Here is a 19,081-nt window from a genome sequence, read left to right on the forward strand (position 1 = left end):
GGGGCGCCATGAAGCGATATCTGGCGGGGCGCATCGGGCAGGCGGCATTGGTGCTGTGGGCGGCCTTTACCCTGTCGTTCATCCTGCTGCAGGTGCTGCCGGGCGATGCGATCCTGATCAAATTCCAGAACCCGGACATGGGGCTGAGTCCGGCGCAGATCGCCGACATGCGCGCGGCCTATGGCGCGGATGTCCCCCTGTGGCGGCAGTATCTGCATACCCTGGGCAGCGTGCTGCATGGCGATCTGGGCTTCTCAATGCAGGCCGGGGTGCCGGTTACCGCGCTGCTGGCGGCTAATCTGCCCGCCACGCTGCAGTTGGCGGTGCTGGGCTTTGCGGTGGCGTTGCTGCTGGCGCTGATTATCGCTTTTGTTTCCAACCTGACCGGCTTCGGCTGGCTGCGTTCGGCGCTGCAGATGCTGCCGTCGCTGTTCGTTTCAGTACCCACCTTCTGGCTGGGCATTGTGCTGATTCAGCTCTTTTCGTTCCGCCTGAAGCTGATCCCGATCATTAACCCCGGCGAGTGGCAGGGGGTGATTTTGCCGATCGCGACGCTGGCGCTGCCGATCTCCGCGCCGCTGGCGCAAATTCTGATCCGCAGCATCGATGCGGTGCAAACCCAGCCGTTCGTCGCGGTGGCGCGGGCCAAGGGCGCCAGCCGCAGCGGGGTGCTGTGGCGGCATGTGGCGCGCAACGCCATGCTGCCGGCGCTGACCATCGCCGGCATGCTGTTCGGCGAACTGATCGCCGGGGCGCTGATCACCGAAACCGTGTTTGGCCGCAGCGGCCTGGGGCAATTGACCCAGCAAGCGGTGGTCAATCAGGACGTGGCGGTGCTGCAGGCGATAGTGCTGATCTCGGCCGCCGCTTTCGTCATCATCAACTTGCTGGTGGATCTGCTGTTCCCGCTGCTGGATCCGCGGCTGAAAACCCAGGCAGGAGCATCCCTATGAGCAGTATCTCCTTTGAAAAAGCCACGGTTCCGGAGCGCGATCTGTCCGGCGCTGAAAGTGAAGGCGCGCTGCCCGCCAGTCGTTCGAGCCGCCGCCGTGTCCCCCTGACGCTTTTGCTGGCCTGGGCGGTCATTGCGCTGGTGGTGCTGTGGGCGTTGGCGCCGCAGCTGTTTACCGCCTACAGCGGCACCGAAGGCATTGCCGGCGCGCAGCGACTGGCGCCCGGCGGTGCTCATTGGCTTGGCACCGATCAACTGGGACGCGACCTGTATGCGCGCATGGTGTACGGCGCGTCGCAAACCCTGGCCGGCGCGGTAGTGGCGGTGGCGCTGGGGTTGGTGTTCGGCACCGCGCTCGGCCTGATCGCCGGCGCGTTGGGCGGCGTGGCGGACGACGCGGTGATGCGCGTCGTCGATGTGCTGCTGTCGATCCCCGGCCTGCTGCTGTCGCTGAGCATTATCATCCTGCTTGGTTTCGGTACGGTCAACGCCGCCATCGCCGTGGGCGTCACTTCGGTTGCCAACTTTGCCCGTCTGGCACGGGCGGAAGTGGTGCGAGTGCGGCACAGCGATTACGTTGAAGCGGCTTACGGCAGCGGCGGCAGCTTTTGGGCGGTGCTGTGGCGGCATATCCTGCCGAACTCGCTGACTTCGGTGATCGCCTTCTCGGCGCTGCAGTTCGGCAGTGCGATCCTGGCGATCGCCACCCTGAGCTTCCTCGGTTACGGCACTCCGCCGCCAACCCCGGAATGGGGGCTGCTGATCGCCGAAGGGCGCAACTACATTTCCACCGCCTGGTGGCTGACCACCTTCCCGGGCATGGTGGTGGTGGCGGTGGTGTTGGCGGCTAACCGCATCAGCCGTTCGCTGGGAGGAAAAGCGCGATGAGCATGCAAGCGGCATGGCAACGGGCGGCGCGGCCGCCGGTACTGGCGCTGGACAAGGTTTCCATCGCCTATCAGGGCAACGAAGGCAGGCGAAGGGTGGTGCATGAGGTGTCGTTCACGATTGAGCCGGGGGAAGTGGTGGCGCTGGTTGGCGAATCCGGTTCCGGCAAAACCACCACGGCGCAGGCGATCATCGGCTTGCTGGCCGACAACGGCCACCTTGAACAGGGCGCCATCCGGCTGCACGGCACCGATATCGCCGGCTGGTCATCGCGGCGTCTGGATGCGGTGAGAGGGGCGCAAATCAGCCTGATCCCGCAAGATCCCGCCAGCTCGCTCAACCCGGTAAAAACCATCGGCGAGCAGGTGGCGGAGATCGTCAATATTCACCGCCGGTTGCCGCGCGGGCAGGTACAACAGCGGGTGACGGAACTGCTGACCCGCGTCGGGCTGACGCACCCGGAACTGCGGGCGCGCCAGTTTCCGCATCAACTTTCCGGCGGCATGAAGCAGCGGGTATTGATCGCCATCGCCATTGCGCTGCAGCCGGCGTTGATCATTGCCGACGAACCGAGCAGCGCGCTGGACGTGACGGTGCAAAAACGCATTCTCGATCTGATCGACGAGCTGCGGCGCGAATTCGGCACTGCAGTGCTGCTGGTGACGCACGATTTGGGCGTGGCGGCGGAACGCGCCGATCGGCTGCTGGTGTTCCGCCACGGCCGGGTGCAGGAACAGGGGGCTACCGCCGAGGTACTGCGCGCGCCTGCCAGCGCATACACCCGTAAACTGTTAGCCGATGCGCCTTCATTGAGCGGCGCCGTTGCGCCGCCGCCGAAACGCAGCGGGCAGCCGCCGGCGATCGTGGTTCAGGCGCTGGTTAAGGATTTTCGGCTGTCCGGCGGCCAGGGGTTCCGCGCGCTGGATCGCGTGTCATTCAGCGTGCCGCGCGGTACCACCCATGCGTTGGTGGGAGAGTCCGGGTCGGGCAAAAGCACGCTGGCGCGTTGCCTGCTGGGCTTCGAGCGGCCGGATGCCGGGCAGGTCCTGATCGACGGCGTCAATGTTATCGGTCTCAGGGGCGAAGCGTTGCGTCAGTTTCGGCAGCGCATTCAGCTGGTTTATCAGAATCCGTTCGGCTCGCTCGATCCCAAACAGACTCTTTATCGGGTGATTGAAGAACCGCTGCTGAATTTCGCGCCGATCGGCAAACCGGAGCGAGATCGGCGGGTGCGTGAGCTGTTCGAACGGGTCGCGCTGCCGCCCGATTTGCTGAACCGCAGGCCGCACGAACTGTCCGGCGGCCAGCGTCAGCGGGTGGCGATTGCCCGCGCGCTGGTGCTGCAACCGCAAATATTGGTATTGGATGAGGCCACGTCGGCGCTCGACGTCACGGTGCAGTCGCAGATCCTGCATTTGTTGCAAGAGTTGCAGCAGGAGCGGGACCTGACCTACCTGTTTATTTCTCACGATCTGGCGACGGTGCGGCGGATTTCGCACAGCGTTTCGGTATTGCACCGCGGTGAACGGGTAGACGGCGGCGCCACCGCCGAGTTGTTCGCCATGCCGGGGAGCGATTACACCCGCCAATTGATCGCCGCCATTCCCGGCCGCGCATCGCATGCCGGACAGCCAAAATTCGAGGAGGCGATATGAGCGGAAAAAGACTCGGTTTCTTCACCCGATTGCTGGATCAGGGCAGCGCGCAGGAGCGCTACCGGCTGGCGACCGAACAGATCGTGCACGCCGAACGAGCCGGGTTCGACACCGCCTGGGTGGCGCAGCACCACTTTCATGCCGATGAGGGCGGTCTGCCATCACCGCTGGTGTTTTTGGCGCAGGCGGCGGCACGCACCCGCCGTATCCGGCTGGGCACCGGGGTGATCACGTTGCCGATGGAGTCGGCGCTGCGGGTGGCGGAAGACACTGCGGTACTGGATCTGTTGTCCGACGGCAGACTGGAGGTGGGCGTGGCCGGCGGCGGCACGCCGTCTTCTTTCGCCGCTTTCGGTCTCGACGCCGGGCAGCGCAACACGGCATTCGCCGAGAATTTGCGCACGTTGCTGAGCGCCTGGCGCGGAGAGGCGTTGGGCGGCGAAGACAACCGGCTGTACCCGGCGGCGCCGCAGCTGGCGCAGCGCGTCTGGCAGGCCACGTTCTCGGTGGAAGGGGGCGAACGGGCCGGCCGCGCCGGTGACGGCCTGATGCTGTCGCGCACGCAGCCGCGCCCGGCGGACGCGCCTGACCTGCCGCTGGACGAACTGCAGAATCCGATCATTGACGCTTATCTGGCGGCGCTGCCGCCAGGGGTGGCGCCGCGCATCATGGGGTCGCGCACTGCGTTTGTCAGCGAGAACGGCCAGCAGGCACGCGACTTCGCCACGGCCGGGTTGAGCCGTGGGCTGGAGCGGATGCGCGCCAGCGGCCACCGGTTGGCCGATACGTCGCTCGACGGCCTGATCCGCGCTTTCGACGTGCACTTGGGCACGCCAGATCAGGTGATAGCCTCGCTGCAACGGGACAGCGCGCTGGCGCGCGTCACCGATCTGGCGTTTCAGGTGCACTCCATCGACCCGCCGCACGCCCATATTCTGCGTTCTATCGATCTTATCGCCCGCCACGTGGCCCCTGAACTGGGCTGGCGGCGCGGCACGCCCGCCGTTGCTTATGAATATCACGTTGAGGAAAAGCTATGACGACATTACCGCACCAGGTCGATCTGCTGGCCGAACTGGCCGAGATTGCGCCGGATTCCACGCTGGCGCAGGCCAGAGCCACCCGGCAGGCGGCGACCGATGCCGTTCAGTCCAGCTATCTGGCGCTGTTTGCGCCTGCGGACGCCGGCGATTTCCCGCTGGCGCAGCGGCTGCGGTTGGCTCAGCGCATCAGTGAATGGCATGGCGAGCCGCGCTTGGCCGCGCATTACGCTGCTCTGCTGGAACGTCAGGACGAAGCGCCGGAAGACGAGCGGCTGCCGGCGGCGTTGGCGCATGCAGAACGTTTGGCGTTTCAACCGGCCAACGCCAACGCCCAGCACTTGCAGGCGCTGCGGCAGGCCGGCTGGTCGCTGGACGCCATCGTCACATTGTCGCAGTTAATCGCCTTTGTCAGTTTCCAAAGCCGCTTGCTGCGGGGCTACCGGTTGTTGGGCGGCAAGACGGACGACGCTGCGGCGCATCAGCCGGTAACGGCCGGCCGCTGGCGAACGGAGAGCGCGACGCGAGGCGGCCGTCACGCGCCGCCGGCGTTTACCCGGCAAGAACTGGGGTGGGAGCCGTGGATCGCCGCCAAGCCGTTGGCGGAATTCGATGACGCCGGCCGGGCGTTGCTAGAGCGGTTTGGCCACGCTGATTCCGATTACTTCCGCCTGTTGGCGCGCAACCATCCGGTGCTGGAACAACGCACGCTGGCGGACCGGGCGATTTTTTATACCCCCGGCGGGCTGTCGCGGCAGGATCGCGAGTTGGCGGCGACGGTCGCCAGCAAGGTGAACGGCTGCATCTACTGCGCCTCAGTGCATGCGCGCAAGGCGGCGCAGCTGTCGAAGCGCGAAGCCGAGATAGATCGGTTGCTGGCGGTGGCGCCGGGCGGCGCGTTGAGCCAGGGGCAGGATGACGCCTGGCAAGCGCAGATAACCTTTGCCGCCGCGCTATCCGCCACGCCGCCGCAGGCTGACGCCGGGCAACTGGCGGCGTTGCGCGCTCAGGGCCTGGATGAGCTGGCGCTGTTGGATTTGGTGCAGGCGACGGCGTTTTTCGCCTGGGCCAACCGGTTGATGTTGACGCTGGGCGAACCTTATCTCTGATCTCTGCCCTCTTTCAGGCGGCGGCATTGTCGGCTGCCGCCCGGGATCCGCCGGACATCTGGCGTCGGCGCTTTCGGCAGGGGATCACAGCGGCCAGACCGCCTCGCGCACGGCGATCGCTCTGGGCAGCAGCCCGAGGGCGTAGAAGCGGTCGGCGATGCTTTGCTGCTGGCGGATCACCTGCAAATCCATGGCGCGGATCTCGTGGCTGCGGCGCGACAGCGCGAGTTCCAGCGAGGCGCTCGCCAGCCCCAGTTCGTTGGAAAGGTGACGAGCGGCTTCTCTCGGCTGCGCAGTGATGTAGCGGCCGGTGTGCTGCAATGCTTGCATCAGCGGCTGCAACAGATCGCCCGAGCGCTCGGCGAAGTCGCGGCGCGCCAGGTAGAATTGCTGATTGAGCACCCGCTGGGTGCCGTCGGCGATCACGCGCAGTTCCCCGTTGCGTTGCGCGTCGCTGAGCAGCGGATCCCACATCATCCAGGCATCCACCGCCTGCAGATCGGTCGCCGACAGCGGATACTTCGGCGGCGCGTAGACGATACGCACGTCGTTCAACGTCAATCCCTGTTCGTCCAGCATCTGCAGCAATAAATAGTGCACGTTAGAGCCTTTGTTGAGCGCGATGCGTTTGCCGCGCAGATCGGCGGCGCTGCGTATCGGGCTGTCTTGCGGCACCACCATCGCCACGCTCTGCGGCGCCGGCGGCTCAAAACCGACGTACACCAGCGCATTGCCCTGTGCCTGGGCGAAGATCGGCGGCACTTCGCCGGTGGTGCCGAAGTCTATCTCATCGCCGTCGAGCGCGTGCAGCAGCTGCGGCCCGGCGGGAAACTCGCTCCACAGCACGCTGATGCGCTGTGTGGCGAAGAGCTGTTCCAGGCTTTGCCGCGCCTTGAGCACCCCGAGGTTGCCGAACTTTTGATAGCCGATGCGCAGTTCGCGTTCGGGCAGCGGCGCTGCGCTGATGGCCGGTGAATGTGAGGGGGCGCCGGCGCTGCGGCGGCGCGGTTTGATCAGACCAAGATGCGCCAAATGGGTGCGCAGGGTATTGCGGCTGACGCCGAGCAACGACGCCGCTTGCAGCTGGTTGCCGCCGCTGCGTTCGAAGGCGTTGCGCACCAGCGCATCCAGCACCCGTTGGTAAAGCTGCGCGCTGTCGCCTTGCAACTGCTGCTGCACAAAGCGATCGATGGCGTCATCGCCGCCGCTGTCGTTATCCGTCAGGCGATGGGTGAGCTGCAGTTGCTGCGGGGCGATCGCCCCCTCCTGGCTCAGCAAAACCGCATTATGCAGTGTGTTCTCCAGCTCGCGCACGTTGCCGGGCCAAGGGTAGTCCAGCAGCGTCTGCTGCGCTTCCGCCGTCAACCGCGGCAGTGGCCGTTCCAGACGGCGGGCGTACAGCGCAAGAAAATGTCTGGCCAGCACCGGAATATCGTCCGGCCGCTGGCGCAAGGGCGGTAAAGTCACCGCCGCCACGTTCAGGCGGTAATAGAGATCTTCACGGAACCGCCGTTGGCGAATCGCGCCGGCCAGATCGACGTGGGTGGCGGCGATGACCCGCACATCGATCTTCAGCGGTTTGCGCGAACCGACGCGGGTGATCTCCCGCTCCTGCAGCACGCGCAGCAGCTTGACCTGCAGCGACAGGTTCAGCTCGCCGATCTCGTCCAGCAGCAGGGTGCCGCCTTCCGCCGCTTCGAACCAGCCCTGATGAGTGCCGACGGCGCCGGTGAAGGCGCCTTTCTCATGGCCGAACAGTTCGGCTTCCGCCAGGCTTTCCGTCAGCGCGCCGCAGTTGACCGCCAGGAAAGGTTGATGGCGGCGCGCGCTGTGGTGGTGCAGATAGCGCGCCACCACTTCTTTGCCGGTGCCGGTTTCACCGACGATCAGCACGGTGGCGTCGGTGGGAGCCAGCCGATCGAGCACGCTTTGCAGAGCGAGCGACGCCGGATCGATCAGCACCGGTTTGTCGGCGGCGAACGGTTGGGGATCGTACATGGGCGTCTCCTGTCTGACGGCGATGGGGAAAAAAATCTTATCCCAGCCAATGAGCTGCCGCGAGAGGATAAAAGGCGCACGGTGCTGCATTGGCAACAGCTTTCCGCCGCCGCCTGCTGCCAATGCAGCAGCGTTTTGACGTCGATATCTCATCAATATATTGATATGCATTGGTTTTTTTAAATCTGCAATGTGGCACGCATCCTGCTTTTCTTTTTATAACCAAGCAAAGTTTTTCTATCGATAAATAATGAAAATAGTTATATAGGAAAGGCATAAATGACTGAGTCAGTGAAAGATCGCATCAACGTTTTCTGGTTTCTGCCGACCCACGGCGACGGTCGCTATCTGGGCACGGCGCAGGGCGGGCGCCCGGTGGACCTGCCTTATTTGCAGCAGGTGGCGCTGGCCGCCGACAACCTCGGCTATTACGGCGTGCTGATCCCAACCGGTAAAAGCTGCGAGGATTCCTGGCTGGTGGCGGCGGCGCTGGCGCCGATCACCCGCCGGTTGCGCTATCTGGTGGCGGTGCGCCCCGGCCTGCAGCCGCCGAGTCTGGCGGCGCGCATGGCGGCGACGCTGGACCGGCTGTCGGACGGGCGCCTGCTGATCAACGTGGTGACCGGCGGCGATCCGGTGGAAAACAAAGGGGATGGCATCTTCCTCAGCCATGCCGAACGCTATGAGGTGACACAGGAATTTCTCACGGTGTATCAACGGCTGTTGCAAGGGGAGAAGGTGGATTTCAGCGGTAAGCATATTCGCGTCGAAGGCGCCGAATTGCTGTTCCCGCCGGTGCAGGAAAACGGCCCGCCGCTCTATTTCGGCGGCTCATCGTCGGAAGCGATCGACATCGCCGCCGGGCAGATCGACACCTACCTGACCTGGGGCGAGCCGCTGGCTCAGGTGGCGGAAAAGCTGGCGGCGGTGCGCCAGCGCGCCGAGCGGCAGGGGCGTAAACTCAGCTATGGCATTCGCCTGCACGTTATTGTGCGCGAAACTGAAGACGAAGCCTGGGCGGCGGCCGAGCGACTGATCGCGCATCTGGATGACGACACCATCGCGGCGGCGCAGCAGATCTTTGCGCGTATGGACTCTACCGGCCAGCGCCGCATGAGCGAACTGCACGGCGGCTCGCGCGAGAGTCTGCGCATCGGCCCCAACCTGTGGGCCGGCGTCGGCCTGGTGCGCGGCGGCGCCGGCACCGCATTGGTGGGCAATCCGCAGCAGGTGGCGGCGCGCATACGCGAGTATCAGGCGCTGGGCATCGACAATTTCATCCTTTCCGGCTATCCGCATCTGGAAGAGGCTCACCGCTTCGCCGAGCTGGTGATGCCGCTGCTGCCGCTGGCGCAGTCGATTCATCAGACGGCTCGCACGATCAATACCGGCCCGTTTGGCGAAACCATCGGCGGCGATCGTCGTCCCGGCCCGGCGCAGCGGGAGGGCTGATGGCGAAGCGTGCCCATATTATCGTTATCGGCGGCGGTTTCACCGGCGCGGCGCTGGCGATCCAGCTGGCGCGCGGAGCGGTGGATGTCACGGTGATCGAACCGCGCGCCGCGCCGGGCTATGGCGTGGCGTATTCGACCACCGAGCCGACTCACCGCATCAACGTCCCGGCCGATAGGATGCAGCTGGCGGATGAACCGGCGGGGGATTTTGACCGCTGGTTCCGCGAGGGCGGCGGGCTGGCGGCCGATCCGCAGGCGTTGTGGCGCGACGGTAAAGCCTATCCGCAGCGCGGCGCCTTCGGCCGCTATGTCGAGGAACGTTTTCATCAGGCGGCGCAGTCGGGCCAGGCCCGCTTGCGGCATCTGCGCGATCGGGCGCAGCACCTGCAGCCGCAGGCGCAGGGCGCGTCCGTCATCACCGCCGGCGGCGAACGGCTGTGGGGCGATTATGTGGTGTTGGCGACCAGCCATCCGCCGCCCGCGCTGCCGCGGCAGATCGCCCCGGAACTGGCGCGCGACGCGCGTTTGATCGCCAATCCCTGGGCGGAGGGGGCGCTGGATGAGATTGAACCCGGTGAATCGTTGGCGATCGTCGGCAGCGGGCTGACGATGGCCGATGCGGTGGCGGCGTTGCACCGCCGCGGGCATCGCGGGCCGATTACCGCGTTCTCTCGTCACGGCTTGCTGCCGCGTGCCAATGCCGAAGGGGAGTACCCGACGTGGTCGTTTATCCCGCCATCCGGACTGCGTGACGGGGTGCGGCAGGTGCGCCTTGAGGTGGCGCGCGCCGCTCGGCAACGGGTGCCGTGGCAGGCGGTGTTGGACGCGGTGCGCGCCCAGGGCCAGCGACTGTGGCAAGCATTGACGCTGACCGAACAGCAGCGCTTTCTGCGGCATCTGCGCGCCTATTGGGACGTGCACCGCTATCGCCTTGCGCCGCAGGTGAGCACGCTGCTGACGGAGCAACAGGCGGCGGGCACGCTGCAGGTATTGGCCGCTCGTCTGCGGCGGGCGGAACCCACGCCGCAGGGCGTGCGCTTGACGATTCTGCCGCGCCAGGGCGCAGAGCGGGCGCTGCAGGCGCAGCGGCTGCTGATCGCTACGGGGCCGGCTCATGCCGGCCTGATCGCCGCCAGCCCGTTGCTCAGTTCGCTGGCGGAGCAGGGGGCGCTGCGCGCCGATCCGCTGGGATTGGGGCTGTGGGTCAATGCCGACAGCCAGGCGATCGGCGGCGACGGCCTTGCCAACCCGCGCCTGCTGGTGGCCGGCCCGGCGGCGCGCGGCCGCTTCGGCGAACTGATGGGGCTGCCGCAGGTGGCGGAACACGCCCAAAGCGTCGCGCAATACCTGCTGGCGCGATGTCCGGCTGCAAACTGATCGTCCATTCCCGTTTTTAACACCCTAAGACCCCCCATCCGGCCCGGCTCCGCCCGTGGCCGGCAGATAATTGTGGAGCTCGCTATGTCATCGCAACGTGAAATTCGTCTTAACGCTTTTGATATGAACTGCGTCGGCCATCAGTCGCCGGGGCTGTGGGCGCACCCGCGCGACCGTTCCTGGCAGTATAAGGATCTCGAATATTGGACCGATCTGGCGCGCCTGCTGGAACGCGGCAAGTTCGATGGATTGTTTATCGCCGACGTGCTGGGGATTTACGACGTGCTTAACGGCAGCGGCGACGCGGCGATCCGTCAGGCGACGCAGGTGCCGGTTAACGATCCGCTGGCGCTGGTGACGCCGATGGCGCTGGTTACCGAACATCTCGGCTTCGGGCTGACCGCCTCGCTGTCATTCGAGCACCCTTATCCTTTCGCCCGCAGATTGTCGACGCTTGATCACCTGACCAAGGGGCGCATCGGTTGGAATATCGTCACCTCTTACCTGGAGAGCGGCGCGCGCAATATTGGCCACCGGGCGCAGACCGATCACGATGCGCGCTACGACTACGCCGATGAATACCTGCAGGTGGTTTACAAGCTGCTGGAGGGCAGTTGGGAAGACGGCGCGATTTTGCGCGATCGTCAGCGGCGCATCTTCAGCGATCCGGCGAAAATTCATCCGATCAACCACAAAGGCGAGTTCTTCCAGGTGCCGGGCATTCATCTGAGCGAGCCTTCGCCGCAGCGCACGCCGGTGCTGTATCAGGCCGGCGCTTCCAGCCGCGGCAAGCAGTTTGCCGCGGAGCACGCCGAATGCGTGTTTGTCGCTTCTCCTTCGAAAACATTGCTGAAAAAAACCGTGGCCGATATCCGCCGCCGCGCCGCCGAGGCCGGGCGCGATCCGCGCAGCATCCTGATCTTCAACCTGCAGACGGTGATCGTCGGTGAAACGGACCGACAGGCGCAGGAAAAATGGCGGGAATACAAATCCTATACCAGCTACGAAGGCGCGCTGGCGCTGGTGTCCGGCTGGACCGGCATCGATTTCGGCCAGTATCAGCCGGATCAGGTGCTGAAGCATCTGCACACCAATGCCATTCAGTCGGCGGTGGAAACTTTCTCCAGCGCCGATCCCAGCCGTGAATGGACAGTACAGGGCATCGCCGAATGGGTCGGCATCGGCGGTTTCGGCCCGCTGTTGGTGGGCGGCCCGCAAACCGTGGCCGACGAGCTGCAGGCGTGGGTGGAGGAAACGGATGTTGACGGTTTCAATCTGGCCTACGCCGTTACCCATGAAACCTTCACCGACGTGGTGGAACTGCTGATCCCCGAGCTGCAAAAACGCGGAGCGTACAAGCGCGACTACACGGCGGGCACTCTGCGAGAAAAATTGTTCAATCAGGGGCCGCGCCTGGCGGAGCCGCACCCGGCGGTGGGCTACCGCTGGCCGGCCGGCGCGTCCTTGGCCGATGCACTGAGCGTCAAGTGAGGATGCGATGATAGAGATTGAGGAGTTGCACAAGGCTTACCGCGCGCCGGACGGGCGCCGGATTGAGGTGCTGAAGGGCGTTTCGCTGCGGGTGCCGGCCGGATCGATTACCGCCGTGGTCGGCCCCAGCGGGGCGGGCAAATCGACGCTGGCGAAATGCATCAGCCTGCTGGAGCGGCCGAGCAGCGGCAGTATCCGGGTGAACGGCCAGGACTTGTCGCGGCTTGCGGGCGAGGCGCTGCGCAGGGAGCGGCGGGCGATAGGCACGGTGTTCCAGTCTTCCGCGCTGCTGCAGCGCAAAACCGCCTGGCAGAATGTAGCGCTGCCGTTGACCTATCTGGGCGTGGTGCCGCGCGATATCGACAAGCGGGTAAAGAGCCTGCTGGCGGCGGTGGGGCTGGCGGACAAGGCGGCGTTTTACCCGGCGCAGCTGTCCGGCGGCCAGCGCCAAAGGGTCGGCATCGCCCGCGCGCTGGCGCTGAATCCGTCGGTGCTGCTGGCGGATGAGGCCACCTCCGGACTGGATCCGGACGCCACCGGGGCCATTCTCAGCCTGCTTAAACAGCTGCGCGATCGGTATGGCCTGTCGATCATCCTGATCACCCACGAGATGGATGCGGTGCGCGACGCCGCCGACGCGGTGGCCGAGATCCGCGACGGCGTGATTGTGCAGCAAGGGCCGGTGCGCGAGCTGTTGGCAGCGCCCGATTCCTCGCTGGGCCGCCGGCTGTTCCCGCTGAAGACGCTGGCGTCCGACGCCGCGTTGCGGCTGCAGGTAACCTACTGCGCCCGTCAGCCGGCGGCCACCGACTGGATCAGCCGCATCAGCCGCCAACTCGACCTGCAGATCGATCTGTTGGGCGGCCACGTTGAAGTGGTGGGCGGCAGCCTGGCCGGGCGGTTGGAGATTGCGGTGCGTTTTGGCGGCGGTTCGCGTTCAGTGGCTGTACTGCAGGACGAGCTGCGGCGGTTGGGCATTCTCGCCGAGGTGCTGGAACAGCCGGTGGCGTTGAAGGAGGCGGTATGAAAAATCTGTCTGACAGCGTGATGAGCCAGGACACACCCTGGCGCGAGATCCATCGGTTGATGCTGCCGGCCTACGGCGAAACCTGGCTGATGGTCGGCATCGTGATGCTGTTTGTGGTGGCGATTGGCGGCGCCGTCGGCGTGGTGTTGTTCAACACCTCATCGCGCGGCTTGTTTCCGCGCCCGGCGCTGAATCGCGCGCTGAGTTGGTTGGTGAACATGGGCCGTTCGCTGCCGTTTCTGGTGCTGATGGCGGCGATTATTCCGTTCACCTTCTGGTTGACCGGCACCACCATCGGCATTCCGGCAGCGGTGATCCCGATGATCGTCGCCGGTATTCCATTCTTCGGCCGGCTGGTGGAGAACGCGCTGCGCGAACTGCCGCCGGAGGTGACGGCGGTGGGGCTGGTGTCCGGCGGTTCGATCTGGCAGATAGTCACCCGCGCGCAGCTCAGCGAGGCGCTGCCGGCGATCGTCGCCGCCATCACGCTGAACGTCATCTCGATGATCGAGTATTCGGCCATCGCCGGCACCATTGGCGCGGGCGGCATCGGCTATCTGGCGGTGGTGTACGGCTACCAGCGTTTCGACAATCACATCATGATCGCCACCATTGTGGTGCTGATCGCCACGATCCAACTGATTCAGTTTATTGGTGACCGCCTGGTCGCCGCGTTGCGTCATCATCAGGAAACCCTTTAATCATGCCTAATCACGATTTTGAGATAGTGAAGAAGAAACGCTGGCCGTGGCCGGTGGGTATCGCGGCGGTGGCGATTATCGCCGCCGCGGTTTGGCACTTCAGCGCCCGCCAGCAGCAGACGGTGCAGTTCGGCAGCACGCTGAAAGTGCACTTTGAGCCGGCGATGGCCGGAGAGCAGCGGGTGATCGAGTACGTCGGCGAGCATATCGCGCCGGATTACGGCCTCAGGCTGGAGGCGGTTGGCCTGCAGGATCCGGTGCAGGCCGATCGTGCGGTGGCGCAGGGGCAGTACGCCGCCACGATCTACCAGCACCAGTGGTGGCTAAAGCAGGTGGTGGAGGCCAACGGTTTTAAGCTGACCCCGACGCTGCCGGTGTTTCAGTGGGCGTTCGGCATCTATTCCGACCGCTATACGTCGATCGCCGAGTTGCCGGACGGCGCGGAGATCGTGGTGCCCAACGACGGCGCCAATCAGGGGCAGGCGTTGTGGTTGCTGCAGCGCATTGGACTGATCGGGCTGGATCCGGCGATCGAGGCGCGCACCGCCAGGCTGAAAGACATTCACGAGAACAAACGCCATTTTAACTTCAAGGAGCTGGATTTGCTGACCATGCCGCGCGCGCTGAATTCGGTAGATGCGGCCATTGGCTATGTGTCGCAGTTCGACGCCGGCAAGGTGCCGCGTGAGAAGGGCATCTTGTTCCCACCGGCGCCGAAGACCTTCGCTTCGCAGCTGGTGATTGGCACACCCTATCTGCAGGACGAAAATATTCGCAAGCTGCAGCGGGCGTTTGCCGATCCCAGGTTGCAGGCGTGGCTGAAAAACACCGACGACCCGCTGGTGAAAGGCGTGCTGGTGCCGGTATCGGCAGAATAATCCCGCCCGAAATGGCCGTGATAAAGACCGGATTAACGCGTGTTAATCCGGCGTTTTTGTTACGCTGTAACTGTTATTAATTTATTGATATTAATGATATTTATAGAAATATTTGTTGTTTGTCGGCGTAATTTTTTCACCCTATAAACGAGGTGTCACCTGCCAATTACAACGAGGAAACTATGAGTACCTTAAATATCGATACCGCGCCGCCGTTATCTGCGCCCATCGGCTCGGCCAGCGATGTGGCGCGTTTGATTAACCAACGCAGCGAGAAAAATACCCATGCGCGCATGATCGTGCTGTTGGCGCTGGGCGGTGTTTTTCTCGATGCCTATGACCTGACCACATTGTCTTACGGCATCGATGACGTGGTGCGTGAATTCAGCCTCAGCCCGCTGCTGACCGGGGTGGTAACTTCTTCGATCATGGTCGGGACCATTCTCGGCAACCTGGTCGGCGGCTGGTTGACCGACAAGTACGGCCGCTATCAGGTGTTTATGGCCGATATGCTGTTTTTTGTGGTTTCCGCCATCGCCGCCGGGCTGGCGCCCAACGTCTGGGTGCTGATCGGCGCGCGCTTTTTGATGGGTATCGGCGTCGGCATCGATTTGCCGGTGGCGATGGCCTATCTGGCCGAATTCTCCAAATTCTCCGGCAAGGCCAACAAGGCGTCGCGCCTGGCGGCCTGGTGCCCGATGTGGTACGCCGCTTCGTCGATGTGTTTTCTGATCATCTTTGCGCTCTATTTTCTGTTGCCGGCCGAACATGCGAACTGGCTGTGGCGCGCCTCGTTGATTTTCGGCGCGGTGCCGGCGCTGCTGATCATCATGGTGCGCAGCAAGTTTATGAACGAGTCGCCGCTGTGGGCCGCTAACCAGGGCGATTTGAAAGAGGCGGCGCGCATCCTGCGCGAGTCATACGGCATCGCCGCCCATGAGGCGGAACCTGACGCCGCCCAACCGGCGGCGGCGGCGAAGGTCAGCTTCCGCGTACTGTTCCGCAAGCCGTACCGCGAACGCACTCTGGTCTCCTGCGTGATGAACGTTTGCATTTCCTTTGAATACACCGCCATCGCCTTCTTTCTGCCGTCGATTCTGGCGCAGTTTCTCGGCGCCGGGGTGTTTGAAACCCTCTCCGCCTCGCTCGGGCTGAACGTGCTGTTCGCCTTTACCGGTGGCCTGCTCGGCATGCGTCTGGCATGGAAGTATCCGTCGCGCCACGTGGCGATCGCCGGATTTGCGCTGCAGTTTATCGCGCTGATTGCTCTGGCGTTGATCGGGCATCCGCAGGCGGCGTTCGGCGTTGGGCTGGCGATCCTGATGTTGGGCCTATGGCTGTTCGCCGAAGGTTTCGGCCCCGGCGCGCAGATGATGATTTACCCCGCGCTCTCTTACCCGACGGCGATCCGCGCCACCGGCGTCGGTTTCGGCCGTTCGCTGTCCGGTATCGGCAGCGCGCTGGCGCTGTTTATTCTGCCGATTTTGCAGGCGCGCTTCGGCACCGACATGTTTTGGATTGTTTCACTGGCGGCGGCGATCCCCATCGTCTTCCTGCTGATCATTCGCTTTGAACCGACGGCGCACGATATCGACGATCTGGCCGATCGCGCTTAACCACAGAGGACACTGACATGACGCAACACCTGTTATCCACCGGAGCAGACTACGTACAGCTGGCCGCGCGTTTTCGGCCGATCTTCGCCAAAATCGCCGCCGGGGCGGTGGAGCGCGAGCTGTCGCGCACGCTGCCGCATGAACCGATCCGTTGGCTGAAAGAGGCGGGGTTCGGCAGGGTGCGCATCCCGCGTGAAAAGGGCGGCGACGGCGCTTCGTTGCCGCAGCTGTTCGAACTGCTGGCCGAACTGGCGGAGGCGGACTCTAACCTGCCGCAGGCGCTGCGGGCGCATTTCGCCTTCGTGGAAGATCGGCTGAACGCGCCGGACGGCCCGGAGCGCGATCGCTGGTTCGAACGCTTTCTCGACGGCGAGCTGGTCGGCAGCGGTTGGACCGAGATCGGCGGCGTGAAGCTGGGGCAGGTCAATACCCGGGTAACGCCGCAGGCCGACGGCTGGTCGCTCAACGGCGAGAAATTTTACAGCACCGGCAGTCTGTTTGCCGATTGGATCGACGTGTATGCCGAGCGCAGCGACAGCGGCGGCCCGGTGATCGCTTTGGTGAACGTCGCCCAGCCGGGCGTAGAGCGCGACGACGACTGGGACGGATTTGGCCAGCGAACTACCGGCAGCGGCACCACGCGTTTTATTGATGCGCAGGTCGAGCAGGCGCACGTCTATGACTTTGCCGAGCGCTTCCGCTACCAAACTGCGTTCTATCAGCATGTGTTGCTGGCGACGCTGGCGGGGATCGGCCGCGCGGTGCTGCGAGACGTCGGCGAGGGCGTGAGGCAACGTAAAAGGATCTATAGCCACGGCAACGCCGGTTGGGTGAAGGACGACGTGCAGATCCAGCAGGTGGTGGGGCAAATCAGCGCCTGGGCCTATGCGGTCGAGGCGACGGTGCTAAAAGCGACTTCCTCGCTGCAGCAGGCTTACGAGGCGCATCGATCCGGCGATGAAGCGCTGCTGCAGGCGCTTAACGTGACGGCGGAGCTGGACGCGGCCAGGGCGCAGGTCATCGCCGGGGAGTGGGTGCAGCGCGCCGCCGGTGAATTGTTCAATGCGCTCGGCGCTTCAGATACCCGTACCGGCAAGGCGTTGGATCGCCACTGGCGCAATGCGCGCACGCTCTCTTCACATAATCCGGTGATCTACAAGGCGCGCAATATCGGTGACTGGGAGATTAACCGCCATACGCCGACCTTTATCTGGCAAATCGGCAGTGGCGGTTGAGGCCGTGGCTATTCCGTCCAAACCTGCGTGCTGCGCGGGCTGTCCATCTGATAATCCGAGTAGGGGCGGGTGAAGAACTCGCGCCCCAACTCGCGGGCGGCCCGCAGCGGGTTGCGCGGATCGCGGGCGATCTCGCCGCGCTGGTTGCCGGCGCCGTGCACCAGCCCGACGAAGGCGGAATGGGTGTAGCGGCTGAACTCCTGGATCTGATGCACGATGCCCAGCGCCGCGCCGGGATAAGTTTCTTCCGACGCCACCGCCAGCCCGATGCGTTTGCCGCTCATGCGTTGGTGCACCTGTTCCGCCTGAGGGTAGGCGTTGGAATAGAAGCTGAACGAGCGATCGAAAAAGGCCTTGGTTTGCGCCGACATGCCATACCAGTAAATCGGCGTGCAAAATACCGCGCCGTCGGCCGGCAGGAAGTGCTCCAGGAACAGCTCGGCGTAGCGATCGGCCGGCGGCGGCGTATGGCGTTCATCGCTGAGAAAACCGCTCAGGTAATCGTCGAGAAAATGCAGGCTGGCGGAAGTGCCGGCTTCGGCGGCGCCCGCCATGATCGCCTGCGCCAGCGTGGCGCTGTTGCCGTCGCGGCGCGGGCTGCCGACCAGCACCACCAGGCGCTTGGATTGATGAGCTGTATTCATGTCATGCTCCTTGGTGTGAAGTGAACTCAGCCTTAATCTAGAAGCGAACGTCTGCAGGCGACAAATGACGGTTTTTCTGCCAGGATGAACTCAACTCATCCCAAGAGGCTTCGCCATGTTCGCTACGCTGCCCGTCAACGCGTTACGCACCTTTGAATCCGCCGCTCGCCTGCGCAGCTTCAAACTGGCGGCGGCCGAGCTGGCGGTGACGCCGACGGCGATTTCGCACCAGATCAAGGCGCTGGAACAGCAGCTGGGTTTTGCGCTGTTCGAGCGGGTGCCGCGCGGCGTGCGGCTGACGGCGAAGGGCGAAACGCTGTTTGCCGGAGTGCACGGCGCGCTGCTGGACGTCGCCGCCACGCTTGAGGGCCTGCGGCCGCAGCCCAGCAGCGGCTCGCTATGCGTCTCGGTCACGCACTCGTTCGCGGCGCTGTGGCTGGTGCCGCGCCTGGGGCGTTTCTACCAGGCGCATCCGCACTATCTGGTGCGCCTGGAGGCCTGCGCCGAGGTGATCGACCTGCAGCAGGACGCCAGCGTGGATGTGGTGGTGCGCTACAGCCGCGCGCATTATCCCGCGCTGCATCAGGCGGCGCGGCTGGAGGAAAGCTTTGGCGTCTACGCCGCGCCGGGGCTGGCCGCCGCTCCGCCGGAAAACCCGGTGCTGATCACCGTCAAGTGGGGGGATTCGGCGCTGTACGACAGCGGCTGGCATGACTGGTGCCGGGCCGCCGGCGTGGACTGGTGGCAGCGCCATGCGGCGATGCGCAGCTATCACGAGGAGCATTACGCCCTGCAGGCGGCGGTGGCCGGGCAGGGATGGGTGCTCGCCAGCTCGGTGATGGTGTCCGAGATGGTGGACAACGGTCTGTTGGTGGCGTACCGGCCGGAGGTGCGCGTACCGGGCGCCGCATACAGCGTGCTGTGCGCCCCGGGGCGCGAGCGGCATCCGCCGGTCAGGGCGTTTCTGGCCTGGCTGCAGCAGGAATTGCCGCAGGACAATGGCACGAAATAAAAGT

16 protein-coding genes are annotated in these 19,081 nt (G+C 64.6%); 14 read left to right on the forward strand and 2 right to left on the reverse strand.

Features of this window, described 5'->3' with window-relative positions; genetic code table 11:
* Nucleotides 1-8: 8 nt before the first annotated feature.
* From ACJ8QF_RS11165 to ACJ8QF_RS11185, 5 genes are read left to right on the forward strand one after another with little or no spacing between them, the layout of a single operon-like run.
* A complete protein-coding gene (locus tag ACJ8QF_RS11165; RefSeq protein ID WP_004940833.1) occupies nucleotides 9-953 on the forward strand; it encodes an ABC transporter permease in 945 nt (314 codons plus the stop codon).
* Complete coding sequence (locus ACJ8QF_RS11170) at nucleotides 950-1,840, forward strand: ABC transporter permease (protein WP_015378425.1); 891 nt, start codon at nucleotides 950-952, stop codon at nucleotides 1,838-1,840. Before ACJ8QF_RS11165 ends, ACJ8QF_RS11170 begins: the two co-directional genes overlap by 4 nt.
* Complete coding sequence (locus ACJ8QF_RS11175; RefSeq protein WP_049242392.1) at nucleotides 1,837-3,495, forward strand: dipeptide ABC transporter ATP-binding protein; 1,659 nt, start codon at nucleotides 1,837-1,839, stop codon at nucleotides 3,493-3,495. The genes ACJ8QF_RS11170 and ACJ8QF_RS11175 overlap by 4 nt, the downstream gene beginning before the upstream one ends.
* Nucleotides 3,492-4,535: a putative FMN-dependent luciferase-like monooxygenase gene (locus tag ACJ8QF_RS11180; RefSeq protein WP_015378423.1), complete on the forward strand. Its 1,044-nt coding sequence runs from the start codon at nucleotides 3,492-3,494 to the stop codon at nucleotides 4,533-4,535. Before ACJ8QF_RS11175 ends, ACJ8QF_RS11180 begins: the two co-directional genes overlap by 4 nt.
* Nucleotides 4,532-5,644, forward strand: coding sequence for an alkylhydroperoxidase domain protein (locus ACJ8QF_RS11185; RefSeq protein WP_442537515.1), 1,113 nt, complete (start codon nucleotides 4,532-4,534; stop codon nucleotides 5,642-5,644). The genes ACJ8QF_RS11180 and ACJ8QF_RS11185 overlap by 4 nt, the downstream gene beginning before the upstream one ends.
* Nucleotides 5,645-5,728: 84 nt before the next feature.
* On the opposite strand, the gene ACJ8QF_RS11190 is transcribed toward ACJ8QF_RS11185, so the two are convergent.
* Nucleotides 5,729-7,642 (reverse strand): aliphatic sulfonate ABC transporter substrate-binding protein, encoded by a 1,914-nt coding sequence (locus ACJ8QF_RS11190; RefSeq protein ID WP_442537516.1) that lies wholly within the window; start codon nucleotides 7,640-7,642, stop codon nucleotides 5,729-5,731.
* Nucleotides 7,643-7,921: 279 nt separating this feature from the next.
* Between ACJ8QF_RS11190 and ssuD the strand changes: the two genes are divergently transcribed.
* From ssuD to ACJ8QF_RS11230, 8 genes are all read left to right on the forward strand, one after another.
* A complete protein-coding gene (gene ssuD, locus ACJ8QF_RS11195; protein ID WP_442537517.1) occupies nucleotides 7,922-9,094 on the forward strand; it encodes an FMNH2-dependent alkanesulfonate monooxygenase in 1,173 nt (390 codons plus the stop codon).
* Nucleotides 9,094-10,473, forward strand: a complete 1,380-nt coding sequence (locus ACJ8QF_RS11200) for an FAD/NAD(P)-binding protein (RefSeq protein ID WP_442537518.1) — start codon at nucleotides 9,094-9,096, stop codon at nucleotides 10,471-10,473. The genes ssuD and ACJ8QF_RS11200 overlap by 1 nt, the downstream gene beginning before the upstream one ends.
* Nucleotides 10,474-10,557: 84 nt before the next feature.
* Nucleotides 10,558-11,964 (forward strand): LLM class flavin-dependent oxidoreductase, encoded by a 1,407-nt coding sequence (locus ACJ8QF_RS11205; RefSeq protein WP_004940847.1) that lies wholly within the window; start codon nucleotides 10,558-10,560, stop codon nucleotides 11,962-11,964.
* 7 nt (nucleotides 11,965-11,971) lie between these two features.
* On the forward strand, nucleotides 11,972-12,991 hold the full coding sequence (locus ACJ8QF_RS11210) for a methionine ABC transporter ATP-binding protein (protein ID WP_004940849.1): 1,020 nt from the start codon (nucleotides 11,972-11,974) through the stop codon (nucleotides 12,989-12,991).
* Entirely contained in the window at nucleotides 12,988-13,692 is a 705-nt protein-coding gene (locus ACJ8QF_RS11215) for a methionine ABC transporter permease (protein WP_004940850.1), read from the forward strand. The genes ACJ8QF_RS11210 and ACJ8QF_RS11215 overlap by 4 nt, the downstream gene beginning before the upstream one ends.
* A gap of 2 nt (nucleotides 13,693-13,694) precedes the next feature.
* Nucleotides 13,695-14,570: a MetQ/NlpA family ABC transporter substrate-binding protein gene (locus ACJ8QF_RS11220; protein WP_004940852.1), complete on the forward strand. Its 876-nt coding sequence runs from the start codon at nucleotides 13,695-13,697 to the stop codon at nucleotides 14,568-14,570.
* A gap of 182 nt (nucleotides 14,571-14,752) precedes the next feature.
* The gene (locus tag ACJ8QF_RS11225) at nucleotides 14,753-16,186 is read left to right on the forward strand and encodes an MFS transporter (protein ID WP_004940853.1); all 1,434 of its coding nucleotides are present in this window, start codon (nucleotides 14,753-14,755) and stop codon (nucleotides 16,184-16,186) included.
* Between the two features lie 17 nt (nucleotides 16,187-16,203).
* Nucleotides 16,204-17,421 carry an acyl-CoA dehydrogenase family protein gene (locus ACJ8QF_RS11230; RefSeq protein WP_442537519.1) on the forward strand — a complete coding sequence of 406 codons (1,218 nt, stop codon included), beginning with the start codon at nucleotides 16,204-16,206 and terminating at the stop codon, nucleotides 17,419-17,421.
* An 8-nt stretch (nucleotides 17,422-17,429) separates the two neighbouring features.
* Here ACJ8QF_RS11230 and ACJ8QF_RS11235 read toward each other — a convergent pair whose 3' ends face one another.
* Nucleotides 17,430-18,065: a flavodoxin family protein gene (locus ACJ8QF_RS11235; RefSeq protein ID WP_033632636.1), complete on the reverse strand. Its 636-nt coding sequence runs from the start codon at nucleotides 18,063-18,065 to the stop codon at nucleotides 17,430-17,432.
* A 115-nt stretch (nucleotides 18,066-18,180) separates the two neighbouring features.
* Here ACJ8QF_RS11235 and ACJ8QF_RS11240 point away from each other — a divergent pair, with 115 nt between their 5' ends.
* Nucleotides 18,181-19,077 (forward strand): LysR substrate-binding domain-containing protein, encoded by an 897-nt coding sequence (locus tag ACJ8QF_RS11240; protein ID WP_442537520.1) that lies wholly within the window; start codon nucleotides 18,181-18,183, stop codon nucleotides 19,075-19,077.
* The last annotated feature ends 4 nt before the right edge of the window (nucleotides 19,078-19,081 follow it).

The sequence above is a fragment of the Serratia sp. CY81684 genome, from assembly GCF_052166595.1.
GTDB lineage: Bacteria > Pseudomonadota > Gammaproteobacteria > Enterobacterales > Enterobacteriaceae > Serratia > Serratia nematodiphila.